The organism is Sphingobacterium daejeonense (assembly GCF_901472535.1).
GTDB lineage: Bacteria > Bacteroidota > Bacteroidia > Sphingobacteriales > Sphingobacteriaceae > Sphingobacterium > Sphingobacterium daejeonense.
Genome location: NZ_LR590470.1, coordinates 4,654,858 through 4,667,709 on the forward strand (window position 1 = coordinate 4,654,858; position 12,852 = coordinate 4,667,709).

Consider the following 12,852-nt stretch of genomic DNA (forward strand, 5'->3'; position numbering starts at 1 on the left):
TAAATAATACAATCACATTGATTAAATTCGGTAAAGGCTTTGCCCTAGGTTTGGTTTGAATTCAAGATTATATTATGGATAAAAAGTTTTTAAAAAAGATCGCAGAACAAAAGGATAGCATCCAAAAATTTAAGTACAATAAAGAAGGTATTGAGGTTGTCCCTGAGATTTTGAAAGAATGTAAATTGTTGCAAGAAATCAATCTTGAGGAAAACTACATTTATGAAATCCCAGATTGGCTATTTGAGCTCCCTAACTTAAAGGTTCTGAAACTCGCGTTTAATGATATGGAAGACCTTCCCGCGTCTTTAGCTAATGCTAAGAAACTAGAAGTATTATCCATTGATTCCCCAATGAAAAATCCGCTCCCAAAAGCTATAGCATCCTTGAAAAATTTAAAGGTTTTGGAAATCAATGAAAAAATAAACGGCTTCCCAAACGATTTTTTTGAACTTCCCGAACTTGAGGAATTAACCTTGATTTCTCCTCTAATCAAAAATCTTCCAGATGAAATATCCAAGCTCCCAAAGCTAAAGTCCCTAAGCCTTTTTCAGCCTTGGTTTGTCAAGGAGTCCGTAGATGTTAAGTTCGAAGAATTAATAGATACTTTGTCCAGATGTCTTGCTCTGGAAAGTCTGGACCTGTCGAATTCTGGAATGAAAAAAATCCCCAAATCCATCAATAATTTAAAATCCTTAAAAGTGTTGAAACTCAATTCAAATGGAATCAAAGAACTTCCGGAGGAACTATTTGAACTTACTGAATTAAGGATTTTGGACTTGGGAATAAACCAGATAAAGTCCATTCCAGAAGCCATAAAAAAATTTGGAAAATTGAGAGAATTGTTGTTGAACTCCAATTTTTCCGCACCAATAAATGTTGAGAACCTATTCAATAGCATCCCCGATCTTCCGCATCTCCAAAAACTGCACCTTTGGAGTTGCCAAACAAAAATGGAAATACCAGAAAATATTAACGAATGGAAATCACTTAAGGATCTTGATCTTGACAACAACCTGATCAAAAGCCTCCCAGAAAGCATTAAAGAAATGACTTGGCTCAAGAGGCTCAGAATCTCAACAAATCAAATCCCAAAAGCTGAATTAGATGAAATTGTGAAGGCCTTAAAAGGAACAAAAGTTTATATCTAAACGGTCAGCTCTCCCAATAACTTCCCTGTTTCATGGATCAGTTTCAGCTGCAATTTGTTTTCATCTGCAATCACACTGATCAAGGTTCTTTTTGTCCTGTTTTGGACCTCCTCCGATAACCACTGGAAACTCAATCTTCCCAGGTTGTGCCGGATGAATCCCTGGCGTATGGGTATGCCCACAGATCATTAAGGAAATACCTGATTTATTCAAAGTGTCACCCCATAAACTGAAATAATGGTCAGCAGCATGAACGGGGTTTTTGGAATAAAAGGCCGGAATATGGGTAATCACAATCTTATGTTTAGCCTCTTTGAATTCTGGCTTCTCTACTTCACGCTTTAACCACTCTCCTTGCTCTTTTTCTGTATTCGTCAAACTCGGTCAAGCCCCAGTTCACCGGATCCGAATCCTTCCGCGACTCCCCAGAATCCAATACCAAGATATATGCCGGTCCCTTTCTGAACCCATAATAAAACGGGTGCTCCTGATCCAATAGGTAGTCTGTAATCTGCCTGGCGTGGTTGCTCCAAGTCTCATGGTTACCTCGTGAGTAAACAATAGGAACCGAAGAACCGCTCACCTCTGCCATAGGAACCAAAACATTGTTCACAAAATGATCTTCTGAACGCATCGAACTGACCATATCCCCGTTCAACACATAAAAATCAGGCTGTTTGGAAGGAACCAATCTCCTCAATAACCCAAAAGATTCCGGAGTCTCATGCATATCATTATATACCAAAAAATATAACTGTGGGTCATCATTGGAAAAAGTATTTGCGGTGTAAGAATTACTGCTTTCTTTCTGGCCAAACTTACTGTCTTTTCTTTCCATCCCTTGCACCTCAACCGCCTCAATAGCATATTGATATTGCTTGCCGGCATCCAAATTATTAAGCTTAAAATGATGGACAGTACCGATATGTGCCATTCCGTCCCTAACCTCACGGGTTTTCATATTTAAGTTGTTGGTCTCCGTTCCATAATGGAGCCAGCAATAGGTAGGCTTCGTGGTGATGCACATGATATCGATGCTGTCAGGACTAGCACTCAGAACAATTGGATTGCATTTAAACAAACAGTTTTCTTGCAAAACAGAAGTAGAACTTCCAAACACGTCCAACTTCGACGTGCTAAAAGCACCGACCAATAAACCTGCAGTCTTCAAAAAAGACCGGCGATCCAGCGTTGATAAATTATTATCTTTCATAATTAATCCTTTTAATGGCATTCTTAAATATTCCCATGCCCCTTTTCAACCCTTCTTCATCAAATCATCAATTTAAAATTAGTTGAAATCCTCCAACTATTATCAGATGCTAGTCTAATAAAGGTTTTCTTTTACTCTCATTCGTCTCTTGTTCGGACATTGTTCGGACCTTGTTCGGAGCTTCTTCGGATAACACCCGAACAAGGTCCGAACGAGGTCCGAATGAAAGAGGACGGAGAGTGGAACAAGTCCCGAACCAAAGTCGGACAAGAAAGTCCAAAACAGAATAAAACAAACCTTCTCTAAACCGCCAATTCAATATTGACAATTGTTCCTTCTCCAGGCATAACATCATAGTCCAAGTTGCCTTTCATCATATTGACCCTGTTACGGATATTGCTCATTCCCATTCCGTTGGAAGCTCTCGCATGGTCAAGGTCAAATCCTTTTCCATTGTCTTCCACGGTAATCAAAACCTGTTCTTCATTTTGAATAACCTGTACCAGAATATGGTCTGCCTCGGCATGTCTCAGCGCATTGCTCAACAGCTCCTGCACAATACGATAGATATTAACTTGATAATGTTGGTTGAGAGTTTGGTTTAAACCGTCTGTTTGCAATTCGATTTGGGTATGTTGATTGGATAAGGCAGAACATAGGTCTTTCAGTGCCACCTCCAATCCACTTCTTAGGAGGTTCGATGGCATCATATTATGCGCTATCCGGCGCAATTCAACAATCGAACGATCCAATTGTTCCACAGAATTTTCGATTTCAGCAGACTGAAAATTAGATTGTACACCCGATAGCTTCATCTTTATTCCAGACAATGCTCCTCCTAACCCATCGTGAAGATCTTGAGCAATCCGCTGCCGTTCTTTATCTTCTCCTTCAAGGAATGCTTTGGTAACTTGAAGTTCACGCTCCTGGTCCATTTCCTTCAACCGAAATTCATTGGTTCTCCTTTGATTTTTAAGGATATTGTTGAGGTATAAGAATGCCAAGAGAAATACCGCAGCACCCACAGCCAATAACCAAACCCATAATCTCTGGTTTTTTTTGAGTTAGTTCAGCGGCTTGTTTTTCTGCCCGTAATTGAGTGATTTGTTTTTCTTTTTCTGCAGACTGATATTTATTCTCCAAGTCCAGCAGGTCTTTCTTGAAACCAGCAGAATGCAGACTGTCGCTGACTTGAATATACTTTTGAGACCAATTATAAGCTTCCTTCATATTCCCGACTTTGGAATAGGTCTGAGCAAGTAGATTTGAATAATTATTGCGGTCATTGGGCAAAAGGGTGCTACTTTTCAGAAGGTCTTGCATGACAGCAATGGCTTCGTTGTTCTTTCCAATTTTTTTCAAAGTGGTGAATTTGGCAAACTTAGCCCGATTGATATAAAAGTTCTCCGTGCGACCACTCTGAAAAGCGATCGCTTTATCAAAGCTATGGATAGCATCTTGATATTTGCCCATCTTCTCATAATACACTCCTTCCGGATAATAGTAGAATAGGAAAACATTGGAGTTTGGATAGTTTTTTAGTACATCATAAGATGCATCCAGATGTTTTCTGGCAACATTGAGTTCATTTAAATGGAGATTGTTTTCGGCAAGGATAATATTTACCTCCAAAATACCTTCGAGTTTGGTCAAATCGCTTTCGCTTTGGAGCTTCTTGAATAGCTGCAATGCTCTTTTTAGGTATTCATTAGCTTTCACCGTTCATTTGCATTCAGTAAACTGATCGCTACGAACTTATTCGCATTCCCTTCACTGAACTTATCCTTAGATTCTATGGCCAAGGGAAATGCGTGGTTGATATAAGCTTTCATCCCTTCCTTTTTCATTGCCTTGAAGCTGTTTGATTAAACCTCTAATGATCCACACACCGCTTTGGTATTTTTTAGCCTCAGGATCATGAATGTCTTTAAGCAAACTATCACTGCTTATCAACCTAGAATCTGTTGCGGCCAGGTCCTCAGTACCAAGTACAGAATAAGCCTCAAAGTATTTTGCGATACCTTCCATCATTCTATGGCCCTTGGCCAATGCTACCCCTTGGTCAAGACGCTGTTTGGAAAGATCCATTTTTTGATATTTCCTATAGAAATAAGAAAGCCTCAATGCGTTGATGGCTTTAGCACTGTCGGTCTTACTCTCTTTAAGTCTTTTTTCAAGAAGTTGGATATAATCTTTGTCTTCATCGATACGGACGACAAGTTGGGCATAGCTCTGTATACCAAGGCATACTAAACAGCATATCAGCAAAATATATTTCATAAGTAGGATAACAAGGCAATAAGTTTAGTTCACATTAGCGTGAAACCTAAGTTATTGAATTTTAAGGAAATGTTAAAGGGTTTTAAGGCAATTTGTTCGTACACAATTACGGTGGGAAAAATAAAATTCAGCAACAAACGGATTTTTTAAAGGTTATATAATGGGGAACTTAGTGCTTAGATTAAAAATGATTGTAACATGGAAGAAATCAAGGCAAGAATTGAGGAGTTAGATTGGCATTCCATCACAGAGGATATGCATCGGTCTGGATATGCTGTTATTGAGCATCTGATCACAGCGGAAGAGTGCAAGCAATTGATTGAGTTATATGACCAAAAGGATATTTACCGCAAAACGGTGGTGATGGCACGGTATCGTTTTGGATTGGGTGAATACAAATATTTCAATTACCCCCTGCCTTTGTTGATCCATGAGATCCGCACCGAGGTTTACCGACATCTGTCCCCGATCGCAAACACTTGGTTTAGAGCATTGAAAATCGACAAAATGTTTCCCATGGAACATTCCGAATTACTGAAGCAATGCCATGACAACGATCAGCTCAAAGCAACGCCATTGATCTTGAGGTATACAGAAGGGGGTTTCAATACCCTCCACCAAGACCTCTATGGAGAAGTATTCTTCCCTATCCAAATGGTCTTGTTCCTGAACGATCCTGAGGAAGATTATTCAGGTGGTGAATTTGTCTTGACTCAACAGATTCCAAGAGCACAGTCCAAAGCGATTGTCCTCAAGCCCAAACGTGGAGACGCCCTGATCTTTACAACTAGCTTTAAACCAGAAAAAGGAACAAAAGGCTACTACCGTGTCAATATGAAACATGGAGTAAGTGAGGTAAAGTCCGGGATAAGACATACCTTGGGCATTATATTCCATGATGCATTGAGTTAAAATGATTCAACATACACAATTATCTGACAGGGAACTTCAAGCATTGATAAAAAATCAGAAGGTAAGGTTTGGTGGCAACAGCAAACTCAAGATCTATGGTACTCTGCATTGCAAGTCCGGAAAAAGGATGAAAAAGGAAAATAGGGTTTTCTTTAGGTCAGAGCAAGAAGCAATTGAACTTGGATATAGACCCTGCGGTAGCTGTATGCGTCAGAAATACCTAAAATGGAAGAAAAGCCTATAAAATTTCAAGAAGGTCGCCTTTGGAAAGGCTCCCAAAAATGAAGCATCTGTTTGGATAAGATCTTGAGCCAATTTTCTTTTCTTCAACTGCAGCTTCATAATCTTTTCTTCGATAGTATCGGAACAAATCATCCGTACAGCGACCACATGCTTGTTTTGACCAATGCGGTATGCTCTATCTATAGCCTGGTTTTCGGCTGCAGGATTCCACCATGGGTCAATAAGATACACATAATCGGCTTCTGTAAGATTCAGCCCGACCCCACCAGCCTTTAAGCTGATCAAGAAAACACGAACATCATCATTAGATTGGAAATTATGAACTTTCTCGCCCCTATCCTTGCTCTGCCCTGTTAGGTATTCAAAGGAATTTCCCGGTTTTCCAATTCAGCTTTGATAAGGTCCAACATCCCTACAAACTGAGAGAAAATCAAGATTTTGTGCTCCTTGGATTTATTCTCGATCTGCTCAAGGATAACTTCGATTTTTACAGCGTTTTCTGCAGCATGCCCTTCCTTGAGAAGCACCGGAGAATTGCAGATCTGCCTCAGCTTAGTCAATCCTGTCAGAACATGCATACTGTTCTTTTGAATCTCATCCTCTTCCTTCGCAGAAATGAATTCGCGGATCTCGGTTTCATAGGTCTCGTAAATCCTCCGCTGTTCAGCATTCATCTCACAGTAAATTACCATTTCCGTTTTCTCAGGAAGCTCTGTAGCAACCTGCTTCTTGGTCCTTCGAAGAACAAATGGTTTTATCTTCTCCTGTAACTCATTTGCCCTTTTGCTATAATCAAACTTGTCAATCGGAAGCGCATAGGTATCCTTAAAGAACTGCTTGCTGCCCAATAAGCCTGGACTGGCAAATGACATCTGCCCATAGAGGTCGAACGTATTGTTCTCCACCGGCGTTCCAGTCAACACAATTCGGTTTCTTCCATTCAATAGACGTGCTGCTTTATAACGCTCTGAGTTCGGGTTTTTAATGGCCTGAGATTCATCCAGAAATATATAATTGAACTTGAAATTCTTTAAAAAACGAATATCAGATAGCATTATCCCATAGGTTGTTAAAATGACCTCATAATCCTCAAAACCCTCGGTATTCTTATTTCGATCCGCGCCATAATGTTTCCAGATCTTGATGGAAGGCGCAAATTTTTGAATCTCCTCTTCCCAATTAAACATGATTGAAGTAGGCATCACAATTAGATTGGTTTGATTTGGATATTTTTCTCGCTGAGAAAGTATAAAAGCTATGATTTGAAGAGTCTTTCCAAGACCCATGTCATCTGCCAAGCAGCCCCCGAAATTGTGCTTATCCAAAAAGCATAACCAATTTAATCCTTCGTGCTGATATGTCCTTAATTCAGCATTCAAGGTTTTAGGGACTTTTACTTTCGGAATTTGATAACCAGCAGAAAACTCCTCCTTCAGGATATCAATCTCAAGTTGAACTTCATCGCTCAATATTTCCTTCTCAAAAAGATCCTCCACTTCAGAATAATTTACCTTGGGAATGGTAATCATTTCTTCATCCATATCACCAATCTTAAAGTAACTCCCAATTTTCGTGATCCATTCTTCAGGCAAGATTCCAAAGGTGCCATCGTCCAATGCAACGAATTTGCTCTTATTGCGGATAGCTCGATGAATCTGCCTTAATGTTGCATATTGTTGTCGAATCCCACTTTTAACTTAGCATTGAACCAGTCAATACCCGATATCACTTCAATAGAGATTTTTGCTTTATGTGGGTTGATCTTGTTTTTTTCTATATCATTGAAACCCAAGATTGCAATATCTTCCTCTCGCCATTGCTCGAAAGTTTCAATGAACCAATCTTCATCCAAGAACTTGTCTTTGTGCAAATAAAAGTACACCTTTTCTTCCAACTGCTCCAGGAATTCAGGGTGCTTGTCCAAAATAGAGGCTGTCAGCCGTTCTTCAGCATCATGGTTCCGCTCAACACTAAAAACATTCCCGTTTGGGTCTGTGTCGAAGACTTGTTTGCGAGAATAAACAGGAACTTCAATATCGCCATATTTCATCACTGGAGTAATTGACACGTAGCTGCCCTCCTGCTGTAGATAGATAAGACGTGACATCTCGTAGTTTTTATCTCTAAGCTGAGCAGGCGTCGCTTGACGAATAAATGAATAATTGATTTTTACCAATTGCTCCAAAGGTTCCAGGAAATTCCTGAAGAATTCGTCGTATTTGGATTCGTGGAGGACAATTATTTCATTGTTGGACTTAAAGAACTTTATGACCCGAAGCAAATCTGGATTACCAATGAGGTAAAGACCATTTTTGTGCAACAGAAAATACTCGTTCTTAATTTGAAGTTGTTTAAAGTGGAGAGAAGTCTCATTCCAAATCAACTCACCTGTAATTTCATAGAATGGTGATTTCTTGAATACGGTCAACTGAACTTCCGCCTTTAGCACATCCAACGTAATTGATTTCAAGGATTTGGATAAAATGGTTTCTGAAATGGACCGGTCATGGAAGAAAACATCCAAGGACAACGGATTCTTGATGATTAATTTCAGTGCATCTAAATCGAGATCCAAACTGTCATCAGAATATTTATTCTGGAAGTAATGGACCGCTGAATAAAATTTTAATTCTTTGGGGTCATTACTATTCCAAATCAGGGGTTGCGTGTCAACCGCATCTATCGGGTTCTTAATTTTTCCTGATTTCGTGCGCTCAGCTTCCATCAACAAAATGTTCAACTGGTTATAATAACGATGTTTCGAAATAACCAATATCCGTTTTCTATGCTGCTCCGAAAGGATTGCCAATTTAGATTTACGTATTGGAATAATCGGAAAACTATCGACGGAAAGATTATCAGTCTTTAATAAACCTACAACCGAAGGAGAAATTTTCAACTCTCCTTCCTCAAAACTGATATTAAAAAAGTTGTCCAAATTAGGTTCATCTTCTAGTCCATAAGATTTAGCTATCTGAAGCAGAGCTTTATCCCTTGCCTTCTCATCAAAGAACAAACTGAAGTCATTGTTCTCCAGAATCGCATAGCAAACTATACCTTGATGCTCGCACATTCTATTGCCAACATTTCCACAAGTACAGCTTGTTACAATATGGCCTCTGATTTGGCTTACAACGACCGTAGAGAATTCCTGGTCTTGATCGTTTTTTGTGAAGACTCCAGAATTTAATTCTAGTGATAAAGCGTAAACGTCCTTAAAATCTTTATGGTCAATGAAGCTTGCATTATCCACATGCTTGAGCAGTTCAAATAATGTTAAATTACTGAAATCTGTATTCGAAATAATGTAATCAGACGAAAGATCCATGAACCAGTATAATAGTTTTGAGAAAGTAAGAATACGAAAATTTTAGAACAATATCTCTACAACTGAGAAGACATAATTTATAATTATTTTTAATTTATTTCTATATTGTATTCATAATGAATGATTTATCAAAGCGCTCAACTATTCGGCCTGGAAACATCATTTCAGGGATAGGTTTTTGGACCATATTCGCTCTCCTAATGGGATTTGGACTACCTATCCTTATTCATAGTCAACAAGGCGATTGGAAATTTAATTATGATAAAAGTGCCAATACTGCCTTCTTTTATTTAGGGTTGGGCTTATTTTTGTGGCTTCTATTGATCTTCCTTTTCGCTAATAACTTCTTGTTCAACCTGCTTAGGAAAAGAAAAAAATTAATGGGATTGCATAGTCAAGGCAAAAGGATCAAGGCTACCGTAATAGAAAGCCATATTTTTGAAAGAAACAAGGAGTATGAGTCAGTACATTTAGTTTTAGAATTTAAGAATCTGTCCGGATCAATGGTCAATTTTGAATTGAATTTATCAGACAGTAAGCCCGAGGAACATCGATTTGATATAGGGAAACCCGTTACCTTATTGGTCGACGAAGAATCAAAGAACCCCTCAATTACTTTAGAAACAGGAAAAATCGGATTCAACAAACCTATCCTCAACCTAATTTTATTTGTTTTATTGGTGATGATCTTAGTGCCAATAGGTCTGTTGATCTATGGATATTTATATGAAAGTAACGGCTATGGATGGCGCTATTTATCATTTGAACACCCTTTTATTCTAGCACCTTTATTTGGACTCCTCTATGTCGGCATATTGATATTTATCAGGAAGATTTTTATCAAACCCTCCAATACAGAGTGGCTGTTGCTGCATGGAAAATCAACTGAGGCAAAGATTGTTTCATCTGTTGCTACTGGAACCTCCATAAATGACCAACCACAAATCTTGGTCGTAGTAGAATTTGAAGACAAAGGAAAAACAATAAAGGCAGATTTTAAAAGAATATATAATCAGATGGATCTGATTAGCCTAAATCGAGGTAACAGCATCAGAATCCTTTACCATCCTGAGAATCCTCAAATAATTGAACCCAACCAATAACTTATGAGAAAAGCTAGTATTTCACTTTTGACACTCATATTTTTTCTTTCTTCATGCCAACAAATAAAACAAAGCTATGAAGAAACAATAAATCCAAAACCTGTACAGAAAGACAAGCCTCGTGAGCAGTTGGGGTCTAGTTCGTCCTCCAGTACAACTTATAGTTCTTCTTCGAGTTCATCTTCGCATAATAGCACGGTAGAGACCGGTCAAAAGGAATCAGAAAGCTTATTTAAATCCAAAGATAAGCTTGACCAAATACAACAGGAATTAGTCAATTTACCTTTGTTCAGAGGAAAGAAAATCATGCTCTACCAAAGCTTTTTCTTATATGACCATATGGATGGAATGATTATTATCCAAATGCAGAATCCTGACAAACCTGATGAGGTCGATGAATATACATACAGATATGGTAAATGGCAAGAACCAACTCCGGTGAAAATCACTGGAAACATTCCTATGGAAAGCTTCCTGTTTCCAATGGACAAAATTAAGTTTTCACTAGCCCATGATATTCATGAAGAAATGATAAAAGAAGCAAAAAATATGGAAGGTGGTGTTGCTTCAGATCATGTATACTTTACCCATATGGATTTTCATGGAATTGAAAGGAGCTATTGGTATAGCTCCGTAAAGGGAGATCGAAAAGACCTTTATATCGACTTTAATACCGAAGGAAAGGAAATATCTAGACGATAAGAAAGCTTATATTTTCATTCTCCTCTGTCTTCTCCAGAATTTTAGTCAGACCCTTCAATTGGTTTTACCATCTACTTTAATGCAATATATGGTACGCTTCGTGCTAATCAAGAATGAAATAAAAAAAGCACCTGATTAAGAAAATCAAGTGCTTCTAGTAAAATATGATTGTTGGTTAATAGGCTGGGTTTTGCGCCATATTTGGCATAATTGATAATTGATACTGGGGAATCGGAAATAATTTTTGATAAGCTTTAATGCCTAATTCAGATTCCGCAAGATCGTTTCGCTTTAAGAATGCAAAATAAACGCCTTCATTTTTCATCTCTTCCTTGAATTCTGTATGAAGATTTTTCAAGATATTCGATTCAGAGGTCGATAATTCAGCCTTACCATTTCTCTTACGAACTTCATTTAAAAGCTGGATCGCCTTTGTTTTATTGTTCAGCTTTAAGTTTGCTTCCGCTGCCAATAAAATAACTTCTGAGTATCTAGCTATACTTCTGTAATTCCCTTTCAGATATGGGTTATCGCTATCATTGGGTTTTAATTCTGGTGACAAATTGTAATCGACACCAAAAATACTCTCTGAATTAGAACTATGGATATTAGACTTGCTTGCTAAAGCGAATTTTTTACTATCAATTATTTGATTTAGGTAAGTGTTGGCCAGTGTATAATTTTTATTGTCCATAGCTATTCTCGCGGCAATCATTCTTCCTAACTCTGCATCATTAGGAAATGAGGTTTCTAGATGTTTTATAACCGCTGCTAGTTTGGATAGGATTTTATTAGAAGCTTCACTTTTATTTGTTCTACCTTTTGATACGTCCATTTCAGTTGGTACTTTTTCAAAGTAGATAGGGTCACCCCAATAATTCATAAATTGCCAATAACTTAATGCAACATATAAGTATCCATGCCCTTGAAACTTTTTTAAACTTTCATTTTTTATCATTCCCAAGGCCTCTTCAAAATAATAACTATCGGTAATAATTTTGAATAATTCAGTATATGAATTATGTAATTTGGAGTTGTTAGAACTGATTGGTTTATAAGAAAACTCATTAAATGATTTTGATCCTATGGTATTGATATACAATCCTTCTGCCAAAATTAAATTTTCATTCAGTTTTAAAGAACTTAGCTTTAATGAATTAATCTTTTCATTAATTGCCCCTTCGTTTGAATAGATCTGATCTGGCGTTAATGCATGATTTGGATCTATTTCCTGAATATCAGCTGTAAAATTTTTCTTAATATCAAAGTCACCAATAGTTAGGTCTAAATCAGCATATCTCTTTTTCATATTATCTGAGACTTGTTTTGCGCTGAAAGATTCCAATCCAGATTTAATGGTGGAAGCTAAGGTTTGATTTACTTCCCCATCGGTCTCTAAGTCTGTTGAAATAGTACTTAATATTTCAGTAAGTTTAGCATCATCGGAAGATGCCATTTGAAGAAGTCCTGCTGAAATACCCAATAAAATATTGGAGTGTTCATTGTTCTTGGTCAATGAAATCTCTTCACTCAAATTATTGCTCGATGCTTTAGCATAAAAAGCACTGTATATTTCCTTTACAGCTTTAACTTTTGCATCAGCAAATTTTAATTTTTCCTTTTTTATCAGACTCTTTACGCGTTTTTCTTCAAGATGGCTTAGGATATTAACATTAACAGTATTGTTTGAACTGATATCTGCTAAAGCATTCAATGTAATAGGCGATGTCGATAACTTACCAGATATTTCATTAAAATAAAATCCATTTACAGATAATTGGACAAAGTTTGAGCTGAGAACCACACCTTCCAAACTAAATGACCCTTTGTCATCTACGATTTCTGATTTGAATGATTTTCCCGTTGGTGTTAAATCTTCAGATAATTCATAAATAGTCACTACAGAACCTCTAACAAATG

14 protein-coding genes are annotated in these 12,852 nt (G+C 37.7%); 5 read left to right on the forward strand and 9 right to left on the reverse strand.

Going from position 1 to position 12,852, the window contains the following annotated elements; genetic code table 11:
• The first annotated feature begins 74 nt into the window (after positions 1-74).
• Positions 75-1,151 (forward strand): leucine-rich repeat domain-containing protein, encoded by a 1,077-nt coding sequence (locus tag FGL31_RS22085; protein WP_138094521.1) that lies wholly within the window; start codon positions 75-77, stop codon positions 1,149-1,151.
• Between the two features lie 60 nt (positions 1,152-1,211).
• Here the strand turns inward: FGL31_RS22085 and FGL31_RS28550 are convergent, their stop codons facing one another.
• The 5 genes from FGL31_RS28550 to FGL31_RS22110 all read right to left on the reverse strand — a co-directional run bounded on the left by FGL31_RS28550 (position 1,212) and on the right by FGL31_RS22110 (position 4,644).
• On the reverse strand, positions 1,212-1,529 hold the full coding sequence (locus FGL31_RS28550) for a metallophosphoesterase (RefSeq protein ID WP_138094523.1): 318 nt from the start codon (positions 1,527-1,529) through the stop codon (positions 1,212-1,214).
• On the reverse strand, positions 1,486-2,364 hold the full coding sequence (locus tag FGL31_RS28555; protein ID WP_171017770.1) for a purple acid phosphatase family protein: 879 nt from the start codon (positions 2,362-2,364) through the stop codon (positions 1,486-1,488). The genes FGL31_RS28550 and FGL31_RS28555 overlap by 44 nt, the downstream gene beginning before the upstream one ends.
• Positions 2,365-2,666: 302 nt before the next feature.
• Positions 2,667-3,389 carry a sensor histidine kinase gene (locus FGL31_RS22100; protein WP_138094527.1) on the reverse strand — a complete coding sequence of 241 codons (723 nt, stop codon included), beginning with the start codon at positions 3,387-3,389 and terminating at the stop codon, positions 2,667-2,669.
• Positions 3,337-4,083, reverse strand: coding sequence for a tetratricopeptide repeat protein (locus FGL31_RS22105; protein WP_138094529.1), 747 nt, complete (start codon positions 4,081-4,083; stop codon positions 3,337-3,339). Before FGL31_RS22105 ends, FGL31_RS22100 begins: the two co-directional genes overlap by 53 nt.
• Before the next feature lie 66 nt (positions 4,084-4,149).
• Positions 4,150-4,644, reverse strand: coding sequence for a hypothetical protein (locus FGL31_RS22110; RefSeq protein ID WP_138094531.1), 495 nt, complete (start codon positions 4,642-4,644; stop codon positions 4,150-4,152).
• Positions 4,645-4,842: 198 nt separating this feature from the next.
• Here FGL31_RS22110 and FGL31_RS22115 point away from each other — a divergent pair, with 198 nt between their 5' ends.
• Positions 4,843-5,556, forward strand: a complete 714-nt coding sequence (locus FGL31_RS22115; RefSeq protein ID WP_138094533.1) for a 2OG-Fe(II) oxygenase — start codon at positions 4,843-4,845, stop codon at positions 5,554-5,556.
• Between the two features lies 1 nt (position 5,557).
• The gene (locus FGL31_RS22120; protein WP_138094535.1) at positions 5,558-5,800 is read left to right on the forward strand and encodes an Ada metal-binding domain-containing protein; all 243 of its coding nucleotides are present in this window, start codon (positions 5,558-5,560) and stop codon (positions 5,798-5,800) included.
• On the opposite strand, the gene FGL31_RS24035 is transcribed toward FGL31_RS22120, so the two are convergent.
• The 3 genes from FGL31_RS24035 to FGL31_RS24045 are packed head-to-tail and all read right to left on the reverse strand — an operon-like array spanning position 5,767 to position 9,127.
• Positions 5,767-6,186, reverse strand: a complete 420-nt coding sequence (locus FGL31_RS24035) for a helicase-related protein (protein WP_197734410.1) — start codon at positions 6,184-6,186, stop codon at positions 5,767-5,769. The two genes, FGL31_RS22120 and FGL31_RS24035, sit on opposite strands and share 34 nt — an antisense overlap.
• Entirely contained in the window at positions 6,153-7,415 is a 1,263-nt protein-coding gene (locus tag FGL31_RS24040; RefSeq protein ID WP_197734366.1) for a DEAD/DEAH box helicase, read from the reverse strand. The genes FGL31_RS24035 and FGL31_RS24040 overlap by 34 nt, the downstream gene beginning before the upstream one ends.
• A 44-nt stretch (positions 7,416-7,459) precedes the next feature.
• Positions 7,460-9,127, reverse strand: a complete 1,668-nt coding sequence (locus FGL31_RS24045; RefSeq protein WP_197734367.1) for a hypothetical protein — start codon at positions 9,125-9,127, stop codon at positions 7,460-7,462.
• Between the two features lie 116 nt (positions 9,128-9,243).
• Here FGL31_RS24045 and FGL31_RS22130 point away from each other — a divergent pair, with 116 nt between their 5' ends.
• The gene (locus FGL31_RS22130) at positions 9,244-10,230 is read left to right on the forward strand and encodes a hypothetical protein (RefSeq protein ID WP_138094537.1); all 987 of its coding nucleotides are present in this window, start codon (positions 9,244-9,246) and stop codon (positions 10,228-10,230) included.
• A 3-nt stretch (positions 10,231-10,233) separates the two neighbouring features.
• Positions 10,234-10,932 (forward strand): hypothetical protein, encoded by a 699-nt coding sequence (locus FGL31_RS22135; RefSeq protein ID WP_138094539.1) that lies wholly within the window; start codon positions 10,234-10,236, stop codon positions 10,930-10,932.
• A 175-nt stretch (positions 10,933-11,107) separates the two neighbouring features.
• On the opposite strand, the gene FGL31_RS22140 is transcribed toward FGL31_RS22135, so the two are convergent.
• Positions 11,108-12,832 (reverse strand): RagB/SusD family nutrient uptake outer membrane protein, encoded by a 1,725-nt coding sequence (locus FGL31_RS22140; protein WP_138094541.1) that lies wholly within the window; start codon positions 12,830-12,832, stop codon positions 11,108-11,110.
• Positions 12,833-12,852: the final 20 nt, after the last annotated feature.